This is a genomic window from Bacillus sp. DJP31, from assembly GCF_049310945.1.
Taxonomy (GTDB): domain Bacteria; phylum Bacillota; class Bacilli; order Bacillales; family SA4; genus Bacillus_BS.
The window spans coordinates 53,669-75,226 of record NZ_JBMERO010000005.1; the positions used below are offsets into that span (position 1 = coordinate 53,669).

General features: G+C 38.6%; 17 protein-coding genes. 4 read left to right on the forward strand and 13 right to left on the reverse strand.

The window, feature by feature from the left end; translation table 11 throughout:
- Positions 1-12 precede the first annotated feature (12 nt).
- The 6 genes from galT to ACOI1C_RS06830 all read right to left on the reverse strand — a co-directional run bounded on the left by galT (position 13) and on the right by ACOI1C_RS06830 (position 5,223).
- On the reverse strand, positions 13-1,503 hold the full coding sequence (galT, locus tag ACOI1C_RS06805) for a UDP-glucose--hexose-1-phosphate uridylyltransferase (RefSeq protein ID WP_422509299.1): 1,491 nt from the start codon (positions 1,501-1,503) through the stop codon (positions 13-15).
- Between the two features lie 55 nt (positions 1,504-1,558).
- Positions 1,559-2,743: a galactokinase gene (locus ACOI1C_RS06810; protein ID WP_422509301.1), complete on the reverse strand. Its 1,185-nt coding sequence runs from the start codon at positions 2,741-2,743 to the stop codon at positions 1,559-1,561.
- A gap of 664 nt (positions 2,744-3,407) precedes the next feature.
- The gene (locus ACOI1C_RS06815; protein ID WP_422509303.1) at positions 3,408-3,635 is read right to left on the reverse strand and encodes a hypothetical protein; all 228 of its coding nucleotides are present in this window, start codon (positions 3,633-3,635) and stop codon (positions 3,408-3,410) included.
- 230 nt (positions 3,636-3,865) lie between these two features.
- Positions 3,866-4,237, reverse strand: coding sequence for a hypothetical protein (locus ACOI1C_RS06820; protein ID WP_422509305.1), 372 nt, complete (start codon positions 4,235-4,237; stop codon positions 3,866-3,868).
- A gap of 140 nt (positions 4,238-4,377) precedes the next feature.
- A complete protein-coding gene (locus tag ACOI1C_RS06825) occupies positions 4,378-4,722 on the reverse strand; it encodes a hypothetical protein (RefSeq protein ID WP_422509307.1) in 345 nt (114 codons plus the stop codon).
- A 105-nt stretch (positions 4,723-4,827) separates the two neighbouring features.
- On the reverse strand, positions 4,828-5,223 hold the full coding sequence (locus ACOI1C_RS06830; protein WP_422509309.1) for a hypothetical protein: 396 nt from the start codon (positions 5,221-5,223) through the stop codon (positions 4,828-4,830).
- Positions 5,224-5,834: 611 nt separating this feature from the next.
- Between ACOI1C_RS06830 and ACOI1C_RS06835 the strand changes: the two genes are divergently transcribed.
- Entirely contained in the window at positions 5,835-6,341 is a 507-nt protein-coding gene (locus tag ACOI1C_RS06835; RefSeq protein ID WP_422509311.1) for a sigma-70 family RNA polymerase sigma factor, read from the forward strand.
- 397 nt (positions 6,342-6,738) lie between these two features.
- Here ACOI1C_RS06835 and galE read toward each other — a convergent pair whose 3' ends face one another.
- Positions 6,739-7,752, reverse strand: coding sequence for a UDP-glucose 4-epimerase GalE (gene galE / locus ACOI1C_RS06840; RefSeq protein ID WP_422509313.1), 1,014 nt, complete (start codon positions 7,750-7,752; stop codon positions 6,739-6,741).
- A 566-nt stretch (positions 7,753-8,318) separates the two neighbouring features.
- Between galE and ACOI1C_RS06845 the strand changes: the two genes are divergently transcribed.
- The gene (locus ACOI1C_RS06845) at positions 8,319-10,043 is read left to right on the forward strand and encodes a triple tyrosine motif-containing protein (protein ID WP_422509315.1); all 1,725 of its coding nucleotides are present in this window, start codon (positions 8,319-8,321) and stop codon (positions 10,041-10,043) included.
- Between the two features lie 119 nt (positions 10,044-10,162).
- Here the strand turns inward: ACOI1C_RS06845 and ACOI1C_RS06850 are convergent, their stop codons facing one another.
- Entirely contained in the window at positions 10,163-11,998 is a 1,836-nt protein-coding gene (locus ACOI1C_RS06850) for an SEC-C metal-binding domain-containing protein (protein ID WP_422509317.1), read from the reverse strand.
- 681 nt (positions 11,999-12,679) lie between these two features.
- Entirely contained in the window at positions 12,680-13,201 is a 522-nt protein-coding gene (locus ACOI1C_RS06855) for a hypothetical protein (RefSeq protein WP_422509319.1), read from the reverse strand.
- Between the two features lie 582 nt (positions 13,202-13,783).
- Here ACOI1C_RS06855 and ACOI1C_RS06860 point away from each other — a divergent pair.
- Positions 13,784-15,436, forward strand: a complete 1,653-nt coding sequence (locus ACOI1C_RS06860) for an SWIM zinc finger family protein (RefSeq protein ID WP_422509320.1) — start codon at positions 13,784-13,786, stop codon at positions 15,434-15,436.
- A complete protein-coding gene (locus tag ACOI1C_RS06865; RefSeq protein ID WP_422509322.1) occupies positions 15,429-18,194 on the forward strand; it encodes a DEAD/DEAH box helicase in 2,766 nt (921 codons plus the stop codon). Before ACOI1C_RS06860 ends, ACOI1C_RS06865 begins: the two co-directional genes overlap by 8 nt.
- Positions 18,195-18,749: 555 nt before the next feature.
- Here the strand turns inward: ACOI1C_RS06865 and ACOI1C_RS06870 are convergent.
- The 4 genes from ACOI1C_RS06870 to ssb all read right to left on the reverse strand — a co-directional run bounded on the left by ACOI1C_RS06870 (position 18,750) and on the right by ssb (position 21,406).
- On the reverse strand, positions 18,750-19,238 hold the full coding sequence (locus tag ACOI1C_RS06870; protein ID WP_422509502.1) for a VanZ family protein: 489 nt from the start codon (positions 19,236-19,238) through the stop codon (positions 18,750-18,752).
- Positions 19,239-19,859: 621 nt separating this feature from the next.
- Positions 19,860-19,994 (reverse strand): hypothetical protein, encoded by a 135-nt coding sequence (locus tag ACOI1C_RS06875; protein ID WP_422509324.1) that lies wholly within the window; start codon positions 19,992-19,994, stop codon positions 19,860-19,862.
- A gap of 449 nt (positions 19,995-20,443) precedes the next feature.
- Positions 20,444-20,821, reverse strand: coding sequence for a hypothetical protein (locus tag ACOI1C_RS06880; RefSeq protein ID WP_422509326.1), 378 nt, complete (start codon positions 20,819-20,821; stop codon positions 20,444-20,446).
- 249 nt (positions 20,822-21,070) lie between these two features.
- Positions 21,071-21,406, reverse strand: a complete 336-nt coding sequence (ssb, locus tag ACOI1C_RS06885) for a single-stranded DNA-binding protein (RefSeq protein ID WP_422509328.1) — start codon at positions 21,404-21,406, stop codon at positions 21,071-21,073.
- Between the last annotated feature and the right edge of the window lie 152 nt (positions 21,407-21,558).

Below are 21,558 nucleotides of genomic sequence, written 5' to 3' on the forward strand. Positions count from 1 at the left end.
ACCTCCAATTCATTATAATATAGAAGCAAAGCGGCGGAAGGCAACTTGTCCTGCCTCATCCCGTTTGTAAACGCCTGCATCTTCTAGTGCTTTTAAGAATTTTTTCCCTACTTCTTGTCGAACGATTTCATCTACTGTATCAATCGTTGTTTTTGTTCCATACTGTTTCTTTAGTTCCTCTGCCCATGGTAGATGGGTCGCTTCTAGATTCTGTGGTTCACCAAGTATAAATTTCTTCACATCTTCAAGCTCCGTTTTTAATCTTGGTGGTAAGACAGCAAGCCCCATGACTTCGATTAAGCCGATGTTTTCCTTTTTTATATGATGCACATCCAAGTGTGGGTGGAAGATTCCAGAAGGATGTTCTTCGCTGGTCCGATTGTTTCGCAATACAAGATCAACCTCATAGTTTCTATTTTTCATTCGGGCGATCGGTGTAATGGTATTGTGGCTAGTTTCATCTGTGTATGCTTCGATTTCAACTTCCCTGTCCGTATGATTTTTCCATTTTTCTAAAATATAGTCAGAAGCATCAATTAGTTCGGTTTTGTCTGTACCTCTTAGACGAATCACCGACATTGGCCATTTAACGGTTGCAGCTTGGATGGATGGGTAGGAATTGATCGTGAAGACATAGTCATCCTTCGCCCTTGCCATTGCAAATTCATAGTTTCCACCCTGGTAATGATCATGGTTTAGGATAGATCCGCCAACGATCGGAAGATCGGCATTTGACCCCGCAAAATAGTGTGGGAATAGATCAACGAAATCTAATAACCTTGCGAAGGTTCCTCTATTAATCTTCATATCCCGGTGCTCACCTGACAACAAAATGCAGTGTTCATTGTAATAAACGTACGGGGAGTATTGAAAAAACCAAGGTTCCTCTTTTAATTCCAAGCGAATCATTCTGTGGTTAGAACGGGCCGGGTGACCAATTCTTCCTGCATACCCCTCATTTTCCACACAAAGAAGGCATTTCGGGTAATTGGAGGAATTAAATTTAATCTCTCTTTCCATCGCAATCTGTTTTGGATCCTTTTCAGGCTTTGACAGGTTGATGGTAATATCAAGCTCCCCGTACGTTGTTTCTACTGTATAATTTATATTCTTCGCGACGTCCCGTTTTTTAATATAGTTACTATTGGTGCTTAATTGGTAGAAAAACGTAGTCGATCTTTCTGGATTTTGCTTATATAACTGATAAAATTGTTTATTTACATATGATGGGCTTGGGATGAAAAGGTTGATTAGCTGACTAGAGAAGATCTCTTTTGCATCCAAGTAATCCTCAATGAGACCCTTTTCGATCGCATAGTCCACAAGTTGATCTAACAGCTCCGGTATTTCCTGATCTGTCTGACTTGTTACCACATCTGGAAAGCTATCAAATGCTAGTAGTGCCATCATCTGATTTCGGACGTATATTTCATCATCAGGATGAATCATTTCCACTGTAATCGCCTTTTGAAGAAAGCCCTGTATGACAGAGTAAACATGCATAGAAAAATCCCCCTACTGATTTTTGCCTTTCGGGTGTGAAGGTGCCATGTTTGGATTAGACCTCTAGTTGAATTTCCTTTGCACCGTCTCCAATACTTGCCACGTAAAAGGTTGCCTCATAACCGATTTTGTCCTTATATTTTTTTCCAACATCCGCTATGAATTCCTCTATTTTATCCTTCTCAACAATGGCGATGGCACATCCACCGAAACCAGCCCCTGTCATGCGAGCTCCAAGAGTTCCGTCTTGCTGCCAGGCTGCCTCAACAAGGGTATCTAGTTCCATTCCTGTCACTTCATATTTGTCTCGTAAAGAATGATGAGACTCGTTCATCAACCGACCGAATTCTGTAAGCTCCCCTTCTTTGAGTGCTTGCAAAGCCTTCAATGTCCGGTGGTTTTCATAGACGGCATGCTCAGCTCGTTTCTCCAGTGTGGGGTTATTTATGAAGGACTTATTTTCTTGGAATGTTTCTTCAGTTAGCTCACCTAGAGATTGAACCGAAACACCTTTTTGTAAACGAGAAAGGGCTGTCCCACATTCACTACGGCGCTGATTGTATTTTGAATCCGCCAGCTCTCTTCGTTTGTTTGTGTTCATAATAATGATCTGATGGCTCTCTAAATGAATGGGTGCATACTCGTACTTGAGCGTATTACAGTCAAGCAACATGCCAAAACCCTTCTTTCCCATGCCGATTGCAAATTGATCCATAATCCCGCTGTTTACACCAATAAACTCATTTTCGACTTTCTTCCCAAGCTTCACAAGATCCAGTCTTTCGATGTCTAAATCAAACATCTCATTCAACATCACGCCAATTAACATTTCCAGAGAGGCAGATGAGGAAAGACCTGCTCCATTTGGAATGTTTCCATAGATAAGGATGTCCAACCCGCTTTTTAGTGTGGAGCCCGCTTCCTTTATATAACGAATCATTCCCTTTGGATAATTGGCCCAATCATGCTCTTTTTTATAATCCAAATCCTCTAGAGAGAATTCAATGATGCCTGATTCTGAAAAATTCATAGAGTATAAGCAAATAAGATGATCTTCTCGCTTTCTGGCCACTCCATAGGTTCCAAAAGTAATGGCGCAAGGAAATACATGGCCACCGTTGTAATCGGTATGCTCTCCTATTAAATTTATACGACCCGGAGAAAAAAAGAAGCGAACCTCTTTCGTATCACCTGTTGGGAATTGCTCCTCAAAACTGTTTAGTAATTGTTGGTTATCCATCTATATAAAACTTCCCCTCAAATGTTCTCACCCTAGCAAGGTGAAGGAGAAACGGGACATCCCTCATTGGTTGTCCCGAAACTCTTACAATCCTATATACTACTGTTAAATGGTATCCGGGTGCCACATATCGTTTATATTCTTGATTTTAACTAGCTCACATTTAGGCTTCCGGTCACAGGTTAGTAGCCCGTTGATTAGTCATTTGAAAAAGAAGGTCTGAAAGCGCCGTCACTTACAAGCCAGCTAAATGATTTTCTTGCCTGGTACATTTAATCTAAATAAAGCATAGGCAACTAAAATCGTTCCAGTATGGCCGCAAATGCCAAGAAGGACATAATCTTCTAGTTCCCTTTTTTTTACAGGACTTGAGCGAAACCCAATTCTCGGAAATAAGCTAATGTAAAACAATAAAATTCATGCGGTGACTGGCGATACTAATTATAATTATTGCACAACTAATTATGATATTTTTATGCATAAAGGGGCTTTGTATATACTGATTTTCTTTGAAGTATTATTCTAGAGGCTAGGTTGAATTGGTTTTACAAGAAGTTGATTTGTCAAAAGGTCGTTTTTGCAAAAGTGATTTAGCTCATCCCCATCGTTTGTTGAACACGACGAATGTCTTTCTTATTGTTACAAGTCTCTTCTTTTAATATGTCTATGCTAATTCGATTTCTTTAGATTGTCTTTTTATTTCACCAAAATGTTTAGCATTTTGAAGCCTAAATTCGCTAATTTCAGCCGAAGTAAACTCAGTGCTACTTCTTAAAGTTGGTAATATACCAGGATGCTCTTTAAATTGTTCATTGATAAGATCAAACTTTTCACTATGACAGTCAAGTTTTACGTTAGTTTGTTGTAATGCAGCCAGAATTTTATCTTCCATTATGTTTTCACCTGCTTCTATTTTTTATATCATAATATGTATTAAACATAAACCAACCCGAGGTAATTTGGGTTATTTTTAACACTAAGCGCAATTGGAGTACTAGGAAAAACCTTAAGGCCTACAAAATAACCACTCTCGGAGTGTAATTGATCTGCATTTTGTATTATACTCCATATTCAAAAGACATTATTGGTTTGTGAAACATGTACATTCAAGTGATGACACTATTAATTCGTTCGTTTCCAGGCATCATAATAAATTTTAGCTTCTGAAGTAAGCCAATTCTGGGCTGCAGGTTTCTCAAGAAGGACTTGCTGTTCTATGAAGATTCGCTTCGCATGATGTAATTTTGTTTCCCTGACATACTGATTAAACAAATTTAATTTTTTCTTGTCAGGAAAAGTTAATATGTCAAAAGATCCATTTTCTTTTTCCTCTTTTATAATCTTAATAAATTCCTGGGCGTTTCCATTTAACATCACATAATTTTTAGCTTCCGTTAAACGTACCCATTCATTGTTAATCATATCTCGTGCACTAGAGTACCTGGAATCATCACACATGCTATTCACGAAAATAATTACGCTTTCAATCTTCAAAACTTCACCCCATATGTGCTAGATTACCTACTCTTATTATAGTATTTGGCTTTTTTCTGAGTCAATACTAGTATTTAACAAAAACCAACCCAAGACTATTGGATTGGTTTTTGTTGCCTATTTTTATTTTAAGAGTCTGTTCAAAAAGGAGGACAAAAAGAGCAAAGAAGTTCGAGGAAGCGAAGTCTTGAGCACCGGAGCGTATGTTTTGTATACGTGAGGAGCGGAGAGACGAGCTGACGAAGAAATTTGAAGCTATTTTTGCCGGACTTTTTGAACACCCTCTTTAAGGTGAATTTTCTAATCTCGTCATTTATTTCTCTTGCATAGCTCTCAAGTTCAAAGGCCATTTGGTTTAGTTGTTCCATGGATGCTGTTGTTTCTTCGATGGATGCCGCTACTTCTTCTGAACCAGCTGCTGTATCTTGACTGATCGACGAGAGCTCACTCGAATTCGTCACGAGTACATCCTTTGCTCCTACCATTTTACCCATTCTTTGAAGTGTGTTTGTGAAAAATCCTCCAAAAATACCTTTCCTGTTGCCATCTCTCTCTCTTGCTTATAAGTATTCCCTTTTTATGATGAATTGTTAGAATACCTCGCTGCTTTTCTTTGATTCTATTGCTCCCATACCTTCTAAGATCACTTTCGCATCCGAGTTTAAATGATTCAAAAAATCACTTTTTAATAGAAGTTGTTCTTTCCCTTTAATAGCGGTTTTTATTGAACGCACATCAAATTTTGTGGCAAAACTGTTTACAGCCATAACGGTAGCCATTTCTGACCTGGTTAATTGTTCTTCACCTGATTCTAATCGAGTGGTTAGAAATTTAACTAATTCACGTGTTTTTCCGGTGAGGATACTTCTGTATTGATTAAGGATATCAATATTCGCTTCAATTAATATTCTAGCCGTGACTAAATCCACATCATCAATTGACTTGTTAATTTTGGTTATCAACTCTTTAATTTTCACAGTGCTCACCTTCACTTCTAGGTAGTCTTCAATCTTCTTTTAGTACCCCTGATGTTTCTGCGTTTCCCAACTTCTACCACCTTGATTGATACGTCCTTTAATACCACGTGTCGAAATTTGTATTTTATTGTTATTAAATGATGAATTTGTCAAATTTTTATACTCTTTTGACAAATTATATTTCAACTAGACCATTATTACTATGGGACGGACTATTAGCCCGTTTAAAATGGGCTTGGAAACCTCTACCACTTCCCGCATTTATACCCAAGGTTTCCCATCATTTTTACAACTTAAATTTCACTTATTTTTCAAGTACCGTAGGAGGGCTTTAAAACTATCCTTATATATTATTTGCGTTTCATTACACTCTTAAAAAACACTTCACTATTCATATTTGAGTGATGACAAAAGCACCCCTACAAATTGTACGACTATTCCTAGTATTCTAGTTTCCTGGTCCTTCATACTCACAATACTCCCTAGGACAAACTACCAATTCCGGCTCTTACTTCACTAGCAAACTACCCGTTCTATCATATGAAAACGAATGTAAACTATTCTACGATATACCTACCGGCGGAATAATTGAAAAAGCGCGTTTTTTAGAAGGATATGTAGTGTTGCATTCATTACCAGAATTCCAGAGGATTTATGAGGAAGAAGAATGGTTAATTCATTATGCAATCAATCAGCTTCATTTATATAAGAATCAGGATGAGTATTATCAAGAAGGATTAATCGGATTATGGGAAGCATATGTACGTTTCGATGAAAGTCATGGGGCTAGCTTCCGGACGTTTGCTTTTCAAACCATTCGTGGGAAGCTTCTGACTTATTTAAGAAAATCTAAACGGATAGAAGATAGCCAAGCTACTTTAACAGAAGTGTTAATCGATACCACAGAAGATCAACAATTGACCCTTCCACTAGAACAGGAAACGATCTTAGACTATTGCGAAGGGCTAACAAAAGAACAACGGCGCTGGGTCATCCTTCACTTCATAGAGTGTAAAGGACAAAATCAAATTGCCAAACAATTGGGGGTTAGCAAAGATACAGTGAAGTCATGGAGACGGTATGCCTTGCAGAAGATTCGGAGGACTATTGAGAGGATAGACGGGTAAGAGAAGTTTGTGAGGAAAGCCCCCGTTCAGCTGAATGGGGGCTTTCCTTTGTGGATTTTAGAATACTTGCTACTCGATTGATTCGACAGTTGTGTGAGTTGTTGCTATAAGATGTGGTGCCACCATCCGTATGGCTCAACAATGCTAAAACCATATAAAAGAAAGATTGAAATCACTAATCCTGGAAACTTCATTGGTGGTATAACAGAAAATAATATTTTACATCATCCATCAAAAACCTTAACAGAAGAAGCTCTTAAGCAATTCCTTATAAACTAAAAACGAATGGCGACTAATCACTTTAAAAGTGGTTAGTCGCCATTTCTTATGACCCCAGTCATCGAGACCATTTAATTAGCTTGTGACACATGAAAAATCGGTTCGCGGCACAGGGCATCTACTTCCCATACCCCTCGGGGTTACTAGACTGCCATTTCCAAGAGTCCTTACACATCTCTTCTAGTCCCTTTTCTGCTTCCCAGCCTAATTCAGCTTTTGCTTTGGTTGGGTCGGCGAAGCATTCGGCAATATCACCTGGTCTTCGGTCCACTAGGCTGTAAGGAACTTTCTTTCCAGAAGCCTCTTCAAAAGCGTGTACCATTTCAAGGACACTATACCCTTTTCCTGTCCCAAGGTTGTATGCCTCTACCCCATTTGAGTTGTTCACCTTTTCTAGTGCTTTTAAGTGACCTTTCGCTAGGTCAACGACATGAATGTAATCTCTGACTCCTGTGCCATCAACTGTTGTGTAGTCGCTTCCGAAGACTTTTAGCTCATTTAATTTCCCTACCGCAACTTGTGTAATAAACGGCATGAGGTTATTTGGGATTCCGTTCGGGTCCTCGCCAATTCGTCCACTCTCGTGAGCACCAATTGGGTTGAAGTAGCGAAGGAGTGCAATACTCCAATCCTTATTTGAAACATATAAATCTCCTAAGATTTCCTCGATCATTAATTTCGTTCGACCGTATGGATTGGTTGCATGTAGATGGAAGTCCTCTGAGATTGGGACTTGTTTTGGCATGCCATAAACCGTTGCTGATGAGCTGAATACCATCTTGTAAACGCCAAATTTCTGCATAACCTCTGCAAGAATAAGTGTTCCTGTAATATTATTATGGTAGTAGTGCAATGGAATGGAGACAGATTCCCCTACTGCTTTTAGTCCGGCAAAATGGATAACGGACTCAATCCTGTTTTCTGAGAACACCTTCTCTAGAGCTTCTCTATCGAGTAGATCGACGTTATAGAATTTAATTTTCTTCCCTGTGATTTCTTCCACTCGTGTTAAAGCTTCTTGTTTACTGTTTGCAAAGCTATCCACTACAATAATTTCGTACCCTGCATTTTGTAATTCGATACATGTATGAGTTCCAATATATCCTGCTCCACCTGTTACTAAAATGGCCACGTTCATACCCCCGTTTTCCAAGGACTAGAGACAGGTAAACTGTCCCTTCATATCCTGTTAGTTATTATTACATATATTTACTATTATACAGCAAAATCATATCTGTTGTAGCCTTTTAAATGCCGGTACCGTTCTGAAATCGTTTTTTGTCTCGAAATACTTCATTAGGCTACAGGTACTAGAAAATGATGCCACTAGGCGACCACTTATGATTGATCCTATTGTTTGGGAAGTTGGCTGGCAAACCGTAAAAGATCGTGTCCTAGGTGAAAAGGAAAATCAGGCACCCGTTATAAAGTAGTTCACATGAATTTTTTAAAAAAAGGGGGAATGGCGCAATAGCTAGTGAAAAGTAGCCATTGGAGTTGGACTCCTTATTATATTTTTTACTTCCCCGTTACAAAATCACCCCAAGCTCATTCAATTTTTTAGTACTTGATTACCACCAGTTTCTTGTCCCAGTTTTACAAGCTAAACTGCATGATTTCGCCCGAATTTTACCTATATATGCATACATAGTTTGTCCCTTAAATACTCTGTAAAAAAGGGTATAAGAGGGGTATAAGATGAAGAAAATTGTGGGTGCTTTTATTATTTTTATAAGTTTCTTTTTGGGGACATCGAGTATAGATGCGGAGACGGGATATCAATTAATTATTATTAACAAGGCGACCAATCAACTTGCATTTTATGAGGATGGAAAGCTGATTTCCACTTTTAAAGTAGCGACAGGTAGAAGTAACGATTTAACACCTGAGGGGACGTTTAAGATTGTCACTAAGATTAAGAACCGGCCCTATTATAAGGATAAAATACCTGGTGGGGATCCGGCAAATCCTTTAGGGGACCGTTGGCTTGGACTCGATGCTTTGGGTACGTATGGTACGACCTATGCGATTCATGGAAACAATAACCCAAATTCCATTGGAACTTATGCCAGTGCAGGATGCGTCAGGATGTTTGACGAAGAGGTTCAGTGGCTATTTGAACAGGTTGATTTATATGCAACCGTGGTGATTACAAGTAGCACAAAATCCTTTGAAGCTATTGCCGCATCGGGTAATTATGTGCCTTACAGTAAGTTAGGTGGGGTTATGGTTGATAAGAAAAGTCCACAATTTGAGAATACAAATATTGCTGTATCTGCCAAGACTGTGAATAGTCCCCCTTCGCTCTATCGATTTTTAGTATTTGATGGTACAGAATGGACAACAGTACAGGAGTATTCCACAGCCAAACAATTTAATTGGCAACCCAAAATTGAAGGATCCTACCGACTTAAAGTACAAGTGAAAAGTACATCATCTGAAAAAGAGTTTGATGATGAAAAAGAAATTTCTTACGATATTATTGTGCCTGCTACGATTGAGTCTGTTGAAGGCAATACGGAGAGTCCACTACCCATTAATACCAACGTTACTTTTTCAACTGTGACAAATAGTGATGTTAACAACCTTGTTAAATACTCTGTCTTTGACGGATCTGATTGGGTGGTTGTGCAGGAGTATTCAGAACAGTCGAGTTTGAGCTGGAAACCCACTAATTCAGGCGAGTACAAAATAAAGGTACAAACCAAGCATACATTATCTTTAAATGAATCTGATACTGAAGAAGAACTGTCCTATACGATTTTTGAACCGGCGACGCTAACTACAGTCGCTGTGGATAGTGAAAGTCCACAACCGATTGATACGGCTATTTCATTTACAGCTGGTTCTGGGAATGAAGAATCTACGACTCTATTTAAATTTTTGGTTTTTGATGGTGTTGACTGGTCGACTATTGGGGAATATTCGTCGGCTTCTAGCCTTACTTGGAAGACTGCGGTATCTGGTGAGTACAAACTTAAGGTTCAAGCTAAGCACGAATTAAGCAAGGAAGAATTTGATGCTGAAAGCGAAATAAAGTTTGTCATCTTTGAACGGGGTATGTTAAATGAAGTGACGACGAATAGGAAAGGTTTTCAGCAAGTAGATAGTGAAATTAGTTTGAAAGTTGCTGCCACAAGTGACATGCTGTATCAGTTTTCTATTTTTGACGGAGTGGAGTGGAATCAATTACAACCCTACTCCTCTAATAATGAATTTGATTGGACTCCTACAAAATCAGGTTTTTACAAGTTGAAGGTTGAAATCAAACACAAGCTTTCAAATGAGGAATATGATGACGTGCAGGAATTCCCCTATGTTATTTTCAAATCAGTGCCAAACGAGGGAGTTTTGCCTGGTGCAGTAAGACTGGTGCGGAATGGTACACTTAAGGTTAAGGGACTTAAGGGTCGTCGAGGTTAATATTGTAAAAATGAAGTGAATCCTACTGGAATTTGGCAGTAGGATTCACTTTTGACATAGCTGTAGTGGATGTTCATACTAGGTTGTGAAACAAGATTATTCAAGTAGTGACAGGCACCTCATCTACCCAACCACTCCAAAAGTTCTTTTTCTCCCCACCAAAATGGACCAAAATCTAATACATATGAGATCGCTTCGCTTTCATCACGGAATCCAACGAAGGCTGATTGTTCTTTCGGAAGTTTTTTTTGTTTTAGTAGATAAGGTAGGACATTTGGATTGGCTTCTATCGCACGTTTTTTAAATTTTTCAAGTTGCTTTGTGATGCCCTTATTTTTATAGTGAATAAATAGTCGTCCAAATGCGGCGTGTGCATCATCTATGTCAAATTGCTCAAATATATCCTCTGCGTTAACATACATGCCTTCCATAAAATAAGCTTGCACGAGCGTATAACGAACACCTTGGTTGTCATTTGGGTTGAGGTCGAGAAGCTCTTCCAAATGAATAATAGCTTCATCTGTTTCGTCAGTCTCTAAAAGTAACATGGCTAGCTTAAGCTTTGCACGCATATAAGGTCTTGATTCGTGGAAGCCCCAGAAATGCCCCTTGTTTTGTTGGAAAAATCGTTCACCTAGGTCTCTGGTTCCCGCTAGTAAACCTTGTTCGAATAAAGATAATTTCTTTTGTATATCCCGCTCTTCTTCTCCTAAAATGACATAGGCATCGGCACAATTTGAGTATATGGAAAGAGCTTCTTCTGCCAATTTTTTTCGCTTTGTTGAGCTTTTTTCCTCAAATGCTTTGTATATAAGATCTTGAGCCGGGATTCGCTTCGGGTCTGTAAGTAAGTATTCGTCCCTAGGAAAATCAAACTCATGATCATCAAGATCAAATAGGTCTTCGTCTTCGTCCCAAACCTCTACAAGTTCTCTTAATGAATCAAGTTCTTCAGCCAGTGTATTCTCTAATTCTCTAATTTTGGTTGCTAACCCTGATGCGGATACACCGTACTCCTTGACATATCTATTTTTTGTAATTTCAAACGGATTTGTATGGGAATCAACCATATAATGAAGGGCCGCAACATATACCATTGGCTTCTGAATCCGCACTGGAGGATTTTGCTGGCAAAAGGAGTACCATAAAGTAACACCTAATCGAATAAGAGTATCAGGCACACCCTTTAGCTCAAGTTCTTGCTTAAGGATAGCTGCAACGCTTTGATGCTGTTCATTTTCCCATTCTAAATCCTCAATAGCTTCATCAATTGAGCCAAAAACAAGAGTTTCAACTATTTCGATAAACCAATCTTTATAGAAGGATTCTGGATCCTCTTCCGCTTCTTCGTATAGTTTATGAATAGCTTGCTCTACTCTTGGTGCTTCCTCCCTTTCGAAGTTCAACACCTCTACAAATATAGTGAAGCTCGCTTCATGCGGAACAAAAATACCAAATAAGAGATCCTGCTCAAAGAATTCTCTCTCTTCAAGCAAAGTAATCGGAAACTCTTTATTGCTGATGATATCTTTACCCAAGAAATGCGTAGAAGAAATCTTTTGAGTCACTTGGTATAAGGCAGGGAAACCGGCATCCCAGGATTCAACCATTTCCCTCACTCTTGGTCGTTTAATCGAAGCACCATACGTATTTAAATATTCCTTGATCACACTAGGCTTATCATCAGAATCACAGAAAATTCTCCAAAGGGCCCCGTGATGAGTCATTAACATAGCCGCTTCCTCTGGCATATCATCTAGCGGAAAACCCTCTAACTCCTCCTTTATCTCTTCCTCATAGTGATCCAAGGCAAAATTCAAGATCGCATGTTGCTGTGACACGAGCTCCGAAGTCAACATATCTGTAATTCCCACCACATTACTCGCCTGGCAGCATTTCTTGTATTTCTTCCCACTCCCACACGTGCACAAATCGTTTCGGCTAATTGTTTTCATCTAGTAAACTCCTTCCCTATAATAACAAAAATAAGAACGTCACTCCATCTAGTAATCTAGTTACTACTCATTATTCACTCTAAATCTACAAAATATACAATTCTCCGTTCCATTTTAAATCAAAACCGCCTCACTATTCAACGAATACTCGCAGGTAGTTTAGCGCTTTAAAGGAGTGGGGGCCTGGCCCCCACTCCTTTAAAGCGCTAAACAATTTGATTTTCACCCGTGTAGTAGCCGGGACCAAATATATCGTTTATATTGAAGAACGATCAGTATGATTTGTATGCTACACATGGCCTAGACGACACCCTTGTGTCTCCACACTTTTCATGTCTATCTGTTCAGATGAAAATCACTGTTTTGGATGATTAGTAATCAGGACTGGCTTAAAAGAGGCTTAGAATAAGGAAACCACACATAGTAAAAAGTAACGGAACAGGGATTAGCTACACAAAATTATATGAATTCCTAAATATCAAAAGGCTACCAAGACTGGTAGCCTTTTTTGAAACTACTATTTAGTGGGGCGATGCAACCGTCCCTTACTAGTTTTTTCTGAGTTTTTCTTCGTTTGAATTTTCATAGGTGGAGAGTTACTAGACATTTTAGCCTTGAGGGTTAAAGTGGATTTTGCTTGAGGTGAACCATCATCCTAAATACTAGTTAGACTGTATGGTGTCAATCCCTTTGTTTTACAAATTTCGCCACATCCCTCTCATTTCGCATCGTTTTTACCCAGATGTAATCCTGGTCTAGAACAATATCATTCAATCTTTCCAACGTCTCTGAATAATTCCTTCTACTCTCCATTTTCATGTCATTCATTTCTGTTTTCATCTCTTTTATTTCTGTTTTCATCTCTTTCATTTCTGTTTTCATCTCTTTTATTTCTGTTTTCATCTCTTTTATTTCTGTTTTCATCTCTTTTATTTCTGTTTTCATCTCTTTTATTTCTGTTTTCATCTCTTTTATTTCTGTTTTCATCTCTGTTTTGAATTCAGTCATCTCTGTTTTGAATTCATACATTTCTGTTTTGAATTCATACATCTCTGTTTTGAATTCAGTCATTTCAGTCTTAAAGTCAGTTATTTCTGTCTTAATTTCAGTAAATCCTTGTCTCATTTCTAAACCCATGTCCACAACTTTATGAATCAACTGCGCTAGCATTCCTTCAATATCAGGTTTCTGATTCTCGCTCATGTTTCTCACCTCCTATAGCCACCATTATACATTATTTTGTCAAAGGTGTGGTGAAGTCTCTAGTGATTTTGGTAGGTTTTCGATGAAACAAGTATATTTTGTGAGTGCTAAGGTAGTTATTTCCTCAGTTTTACAATTTTTTTCCACATCTCTCTCAATTCGCACAGCTCTTTCCCAGATGATATCCTGGTCTATCTCTTAGTTTGTCTAATAGCTCAGAATGGTTCCTTTTGATATACAATTTCACATCATTCATTTCTATCTTTAAAGCACTACCTTCTGCTTGAATGCTGTCCATTTTCTCGGTCATGTCCCCAAAACTTTATCAATCATCAGCGTTAACAATCCTTCTAAATCTTGCATCTTCCTATTCTCGCTCATGTCACTCACCTCCTATTATTATACATCTACTAGTCCTCTATCCCTAAATCTCAAACTACTCCCTTTTTATTTTTTTTGGATACACAGGTGTGCAACGAGAAATTTCGAAGGTGACATAGACACCGATTCAAAACGGTTACCTATCCAACCCTATTTACGTTATAATATAATAATGAGCATTTTTAAATAAGAGTGGTGAGAATGATGATGCAAAGTGAGCTTTCGAAGGAACAGCTTCAGTATTGTGCTGAGGAGATTAAGAGTGAGTTGAGTCCGGAGATTGATTATGACCGGGAAAAGATGAAAAAAGGGCTGAACTTATTCAGGCAGGGCAGTGTTTTTAATGCTGAGATGACGGATCGTTATATCGAGGCACGAGTTCAGGATGTAACACCTTTTGACGTGATGTTAGATTTGGATGTGTTTATTTTGAGCACATGCACGTGCCCAGCAGTAGGAATTTGTCGTCATAAGCTGGCCGCGTTTTTTTATACGTATGCCATGGTTGGTCGAGTCGGTGATTTTTTCCAAGAGTGGAAAAGTGAGCGTAAACCGGCACCCCTTTTGACTAGAAAAAAAGAACTACCAGAAGAGGAAATAAAAACAAGTGTGATTGGGAACACGGTTCGTAGCTGGCAAGCTTACTTTAAAAAGCAATATCAAGTTTTTAAAGAAAAGCCGAGATATGATCAGTATTCCTTTAATCAAATGTATCTATTTCAGAGCATTTACCGAACTTTTTTTCAACAAACACTCAGGTTACACGCTCCTGTGCAACCTTTTACAAAGGAATTATATATGATTCATGCCGCTGTGTTTACGATGCAAAGGCTTGTGGAGGAGTCTGAGCAATCACGACTTTCCCTTAGTAGTAAGGATTCTAATGTATATCCTTTTGTTCGTGAGCTGATTGATACCATTTTTAGTATGATAAGAGATGCCAAAAGCTTGGCTGTTCCGTTATCGGCTGACCCCCTATTAATCGAGACAAAGAATGAAATGAATAAGTTTCTATTTTGTGGGCACGAGTTTCAATACGACCGGATGCTTGCTTATTTTATTGTGTGGGGATCCTTGTTAAACCGTAATGAATGGTTGGATGAAACGAGGCTTGAGCTGCAAAAAAAGCAGAAGGCTTTTTTAGCCTCTAAAGATGCTCATGCAGTGGATTGTCAATTCGGGCTTGCTCACTTTGCCTATCTTCAAAACCAGGATGATGAAGCCATCAGGCTGGTGACTCAAATACAAGGAAATATCTTGGACTATTGCATGTATTGGACAGGCGATTTGGCTAAAATGAAAGAATGGACAAGGCAACGTAAATGGTTAGATTCATCCCTACCTTTATTGAAGGAATATAGCTCAAGTATGACCGATCATTACTCAAAGCGATCGATTGTTAAGCGTTTCCTTCCATTTTATATGGCGAATGCCGATCAAACACAGAATATACCTTTATACGTGGATGCGATGAAAGCCGTGCTTCCTTATAGCTATTCAGAGTACAATGATTATTTAGTAGAAGTGGAAGATTTTGAGACATGGACAGATTTGCAAATGCTTGTTGGCTATGACATTCCTGAGATTGGCCGAAGTGTGATAAAACATATCGAAAATACAAATCGTATGGTTCTGCTTCCTCTCTATCATAAGGCCGTGAATCAAGCGATTGGGCAAAAAAATCGTTCTGCTTATAAGGATGCTGTGAGATATTTGAAAAAGCTTAGAGCTCATTATCGTCAATTAAAGCAACTGGACCATTGGAATGACTATATTAGTCGGTTAGCCCTTGAGCATAAACGACTTCGGGCGTTTCAAGAGGAATTAGAGAGAGGAAAGCTGCTTCATGATTGAGATGAAAACCTTGAATGGAAGAGCGGAATGGATTGATTCAAAAGGAGTCTTTCTTTGGGTTGAAAATGATAAGGGTCGCAGTTTAACAATCGAGGAATGGAAAAGTGTAGCCTTTGCCCATCATAAGGCTACCTTTTATGGAACATTTTTAAAGAAACATGAATGGCATCAATACGAGGGGATTCTTCTCTCTCCGTGGGTTGCCCTTGATTATTTTTCAGAGAGCCATCATAACTCTTTATCTCCTCTTACATGGGGAGAAACGGCTAGTGAATTCCGTGGAATCGCACCTACATTAAAGCATGCCATAATGATAGGTGAGTTTATGCCTGATTTCGATGAGTGGAAGGATGGCAAAATAGGTTGGCAGCATACAAATGAGGCCTTATCTGACAAGGTGAAGGCTTGGTTTAGTATGGCGATCCAAGAATATATCGAAAGTGATCCTGAACTTTTCCAAATGTGGAGAGAGCTTCAATCACGTTATCCCCTTTTGAAAAAGACCGGGGTTGTCGCTGATGAAGAGGATTGGCTGCTTAAAATAGGCTGGAAAGAGGACTCCTCCCGTTTTCGGGTTGGTTTGCAACTAGAGGAACCGATTCAGGACGGGATGAACTGGATGTTGTCGGTGATTTTGCGAGACAAGGAAATACCGGATGAGATTCTCCAACTCAATGAAATGCGTGAGCTGGAAGAGGAAGATTCGGTTGCGATTCAAAAGGCGATTGACCGGATTATCGCGATGGTTCCTTGGCTTGAACATGAAGATGGTTTCAGGTCCACTTTAACAGAGCTTGAGGCATTTGAATTTTTGACAGAGTCTAGTTCGACGTTAACGAGTGCCGGAGTTGAGATTCTGCTTCCTGCTTGGTGGCAATCGATTAAGGATTCACAGCCTTCTTTAAAAGCAAAGATCAAAAACAGTCCGAGTTCTTCAAGACAATCGTTTGTTGGAATGAATGCCATAATGCAATATGACTGGCGCTTATCGACAAATGGTATTGACATCACAGAGGATGACTTCTCTCGAATGGTTGATGAGAAAAGACGACTAATCAACATCCGTGGTAAATGGATTCGACTGGATCCTGGGTTTATCAAGCAGGTTCAGACCATTATGCAAAAGGCCAATCGGGAGGGACTTCGGTTTTGGGATGTACTCGAGCAGGAATTGCTTGAGGAAGATCGAGATCGACCAGTAGATGAGCTGGACGGTTCACAGATTTTTCGTCATATTCAAATTGAGATGAACGAGCAGTTAGCCAGCATGATTCGTAAGCTTACCGAAGCGAAGGAGCTTCCTCCGGTTGTTGTACCTGCAGGGTTTCAAGGCTCCCTCCGACCTTATCAGCAGCACGGAGTTGAGTGGCTCCTATTTTTACGAAGCTTTGGATTTGGTGCCTGTTTAGCAGATGATATGGGGCTCGGTAAAACAATCCAAATGATTACGTATTTTCTACATGTCAAAGATACCGAAAAACCAGAGAAGCCTGCCTTAATTATTTGCCCGACCTCGGTGCTTGGAAATTGGCAAAAAGAGCTCGCTAAGTTTTCACCTGATCTTAAGGTGTATTTACATTACGGCTCGAACCGGAAAAAGCAGGCTTTACAAATCGCCCTTCAGGATGCAGATATTGTAGTGACTTCTTATGGATTGGCACATCTAGATGTAGAGGAGCTAAAGGAGATTCAATGGAGTACGCTTTGTATTGACGAAGCCCAAAATATTAAAAATGCAGATACGAAGCAATCACGATCTGTTCGGAGTCTAAACGCAGATCACCATATTGCTTTAACAGGAACACCGATGGAAAATCGACTTTCTGAACTATGGGCCATTTATGACTTTATTAATAAGGGTTATCTAGGCACTCTTCATCAATTTCATAAGCGATTTGTGGTGCCGATTGAGCGTGATCAAGAGGAAGTAAAAGTTAAACAGCTACAAAAAATGATTCGACCATTTTTACTAAGACGGACCAAAAAGGATCAAGAAGTGGCTCTCAACTTACCTGACAAGCAGGAGCAAAAAGAGTATTGCACCTTATCAGTTGAACAGGCTTCCTTATATGAGCAGCTTGTTCAGGATACCTTCTCTCAGATCGAAAAGCTGACGGGTATGCAGCGAAAAGGGTTAGTACTGAAGATGCTGAGTAAATTAAAACAGGTCTGCAATCATCCAAGTCTTTATTTAAAAGAGGAGCAGCCTAAAGGCATTGTGACCCGCTCAAATAAAATGGAAAAGCTAGCCGAACTGGTGGCCCATATAAATGAGCAAAACGAAAGCTGCATTATTTTTACACAGTATATTCAAATGGGAAATATGATTCGTGATTATTTGGAGAATGAATTCAAAGCACCCGTTCGGTTCCTAAACGGTAGCACCTCAAAGGTAGAGCGTGACCGTATTATTCAAGATTTCCAGGACGAAAAACAACGATTCTTAATTCTATCTTTGAAAGCTGGAGGAACGGGATTAAACTTAACCGCGGCCAATCATGTTATTCATTATGATCGTTGGTGGAATCCAGCAGTTGAGAACCAAGCAACCGACCGTGCTTATCGAATTGGACAAACAAAATTCGTTCATGTCCATAAGCTCATTACATCTGGTACATTGGAAGAAAAAATTGATGAAATGCTAGAGAAGAAGCAACAGCTAAACGAGGAAATCATTCAAAGTGAAGGCTGGATTACCGAGCTCTCCACTCGAGATCTTCATGAGCTATTTTCATTACGTGCCGATTGGAGTGAGTAATCATGGGTAGAAAAAAGAAGGAAAAACCAGTTGAATTAACCGAAACAAAGCATCCCGATAAGGCCAAGGAATGGCAGGATCTTTACGCTGCTTTGGCAGAGAAGATTAAAGCTGGGAAATAGTGAGTGGGTTTGGCCTCTATCGCTTTTGTGGTAGAGGCTTTTATGATTTTAGGTTGGAAAAGGAGATTTATACTAGGGAGATTGCGTAGTGTGTAGGAATGGGGTTGGCTTAATATAACTGGATTTCGGCGTATGTGGAAAAAATAATGTCTATCTGTAGCTTGCGACGTGTCTTTTGGAAAAAATAATGTTTATCTGTAGCTTGCGTTGTGGCTTTTGGAAGTAATTGTATAATTCCCGATAACTCTCCTAATTTCCGCTTATAAAATCAAATTTCGGCTCATAAATTGGAAAATCGGCTTATATAATAAGATTCCCGCTTATATAATAGGATTTTGGTTCATATAACTCTATTTCTCCGATATTAGGATCGGATAGTAGTCCTCAGACAATAGAGAGTCTGAAATAAAAACAATCATATACATAAATAGGATTATTTTCTACTAAACCAGCCTTTTATCAATAAAAACAGAATGATTCCCACTAAACCCCCAACACTATCTATCATAACATCCTGAATAAGTGGTGTCCGGTCCCCTGTGAAGTGCTGATGAAGCTCATCTTGGACGGCATATAGAATCACGAAAAAGAATGCACTAAAAAAACTACTAGTCGTTCGATTTCTTAATAGTGTCGCAAGTAAAGCACGACACGTAAAAAAGCCAAGTAGAAAAAAGATACCCAAATGAGCCCCTTTTCGAATGAAAAACTCCACAAATGAGGCGGCTCCTAAATTTTCGGCACTCACGTTATAACCTGCATAGTCAAACTGAATCTTAGAGAATGTAGCAGCTACCCATTCTTCATTGATAAAATCGGTCAGTAATGGTTTCACATCTTGATTTTGATACGGCTGCGAGGAGAACCAGAAAATTAAGCCTGCAATCATGAGGACGGGAATCCAATATAGAAGTTTTCTCATCAAATGTTCAACACCTTTTCATAAACGCTATATATGAGTCTACTATATATCCTCGATTTTGGGCAAATATGTTTGCTTGTGCGCAAGTTATTATATGGGTTCTTCATTTTTGCCTAGCAAACACAAATATAAGCCTCTGCTCAATGAACAGGGGCTTAATTAAGTTACTGATAAAACACATAAACAAGTAGCTTCCCCCACCCAAATAGTGAGATCCACAAAGGAATACTTAAACCAATACCCCATAACATACCCAGAGGGAATTTACCCTCCATTTCCGCGTCCACTTGCAACACATCCTATGGTCTTTCTACTAAGTGTATCCATGAGGGTCTAGGCATATTCCTTTGAAGCTAAGCTTTGCTATTTTCTTTCGGGTAGATCGGTTCTTCTTTTTAGCCCTTCAACCTCTTTGATTAAGAAATTTACTTCCGTTTCTGTTTCATTTTGTGAGCAATAATTACAACTGTCATAAAAAAGGGGTAAATAAGCATGAAATAATAACATGAAATTTTTCAAGGTGTTCATTTGGCGTAATATAATTTATGAGTTCAGGTATTGATATGATAGCAAGTAAGAATACAAATACAATAACCAAAAAAAAATTCTGTGAGTTTCTCATCATTTCAACCTTCCATTATTAATTTCTAAAACTTCATTACAAATAGGGAAAATATCATCTTTATTATGGGTGGCAATAATAATGGTTGCTCCTCTCTCACGTTCTTCTTTCAATATATCAAGTACTCGTTCCACACCTCTTTCATCAATAGCGTTGCACTAATTTAATTATAAATATTAAAAATACTCATAATCTTCACTTATCTTGTTAGTGCGATACCGTACTCACTCTCATGAATATAAAATAATGATTACCTATACCTAATGGCTACGCCTTAATGATGAAGCTTTTAATTTAAAGTTAAGGAACAATTCCTTTTCCATTATTGTTGTTTTTCCTTATTTATATATTACCTCCATCATTAGAATTTTTTCTTATGAGCCTTTATTATTATTAAGATAAATATGACAAAAGAGGATAATATTAAAACTAGCCTTTTTAGGGTACATATATTTGAACTTTTGTCATACAGCAGTTACACATTTCCATCAATATCTACATTTTAAGTTACATTATGACATTTTTTAATTATTTTCTATGACAATATTAATTATTGCTCACACATTTGTTCTAGTACGATAGTCTATCTGTTATGTGTTAGATTCTCGGAAATTAATGTCATATTATGCTTGATCAGGACCTTGATTTCAACTTGGCCTTGCTCTACATTCTCTAATCGACCCACAATTTCCCTTTGGCCTACCTCTAAGATCGCTTGGCCATGCTCTAGTTTCCCTAACCTTTTCACTGTTTCCCGCTGGCCACGTACTAGTCTTCTTTGACCTTGTTCTAGCTTCACTTGACCTTGCTCTAAATTCATTTGACCTTGTTCTAACTTCATTTGGCCTTGTTCTAGCTTCACTTGACCTTGCTCTAATGTATCTAATCTTTCAATTGTCTTAAGTTGTCCTTGTTCGAGGTTGTCTAATTTATCAATTATTAGGCTGAGTTTTTCGTTCAAATTAACTACCTCCATTCTGATTAATTATAGCATTTGGCTTTTTTAAAACCTAAATTCCATCCAAAAAAACTCTAAAAAAACTAGCCGCGAAGATGGGCTAGTTCAAGAATGGGGGCTTGTCACGCTCTGGGAATTGTGAACAAGCTAAGAGTGAGTTCATTGATTTTCTCTATGAATATTTATGGGGGAAAAGCTTAAAAGTCTCGCTTGATTTTTGCTACTAATATGACGGGCATCACCCCTTTCAACTTAGACGACTGCCTCTTTCTTACTGCTTAAAAACTTGATACCTTCTGCTACAACTTCTGTTACGTAAACCCTGCTACCCTCTTGATTTTCAAAATTCCTTGTTTGAATGCGTCCAGTTACTCCAATTACTGAACCCTTTTTGCAATAGTTAGCGGTATTCTCCGCATTCTTTTGCCAAAGCGTGCAATTAAGAAAATCTGTATCGTAATCACCATTTTGATTTTTAAAGTTACGATTTACAGCTAGCGTGATAGATGTTACAGCCTTTCCATCCTCTAAATACTTTAACTCCGGATCCTTTGTTAATCTTCCTACTAAAATCACTTTATTTATCATTAAAATCCCTCCTCGAAAGCTATCTTACCTCGAGGATCTTTTATTCGTAAAATCATTGAAATGGATATTTGAGATAGTCTTTTTTCTCAAGTCTTTATTTTTCCTTAAGTAAAATTCAATTTCGATCACATATTGTGATCTATAAAATTAAT

Bases quoted from the DNA above. Each gene is read 5' to 3' on its own strand.
- galT (WP_422509299.1), bottom strand. From the start codon at position 1,503: ATGCATGTTTACTCTGTCATACAGGGCTTTCTTCAAAAGGCGATTACA.
- ACOI1C_RS06810 (WP_422509301.1), bottom strand. From the start codon at position 2,743: ATGGATAACCAACAATTACTAAACAGTTTTGAGGAGCAATTCCCAACA.
- ACOI1C_RS06815 (WP_422509303.1), bottom strand. From the start codon at position 3,635: ATGGAAGATAAAATTCTGGCTGCATTACAACAAACTAACGTAAAACTT.
- ACOI1C_RS06825 (WP_422509307.1), bottom strand. From the start codon at position 4,722: ATGGTAGGAGCAAAGGATGTACTCGTGACGAATTCGAGTGAGCTCTCG.
- ACOI1C_RS06845 (WP_422509315.1), top strand. From the start codon at position 8,319: ATGAAGAAAATTGTGGGTGCTTTTATTATTTTTATAAGTTTCTTTTTG.
- ACOI1C_RS06850 (WP_422509317.1), bottom strand. From the start codon at position 11,998: ATGAAAACAATTAGCCGAAACGATTTGTGCACGTGTGGGAGTGGGAAG.
- ACOI1C_RS06855 (WP_422509319.1), bottom strand. From the start codon at position 13,201: ATGAGCGAGAATCAGAAACCTGATATTGAAGGAATGCTAGCGCAGTTG.
- ACOI1C_RS06860 (WP_422509320.1), top strand. From the start codon at position 13,784: ATGATGATGCAAAGTGAGCTTTCGAAGGAACAGCTTCAGTATTGTGCT.
- ACOI1C_RS06865 (WP_422509322.1), top strand. From the start codon at position 15,429: ATGATTGAGATGAAAACCTTGAATGGAAGAGCGGAATGGATTGATTCA.
- ACOI1C_RS06870 (WP_422509502.1), bottom strand. From the start codon at position 19,238: ATGAGAAAACTTCTATATTGGATTCCCGTCCTCATGATTGCAGGCTTA.
- ssb (WP_422509328.1), bottom strand. From the start codon at position 21,406: ATGATAAATAAAGTGATTTTAGTAGGAAGATTAACAAAGGATCCGGAG.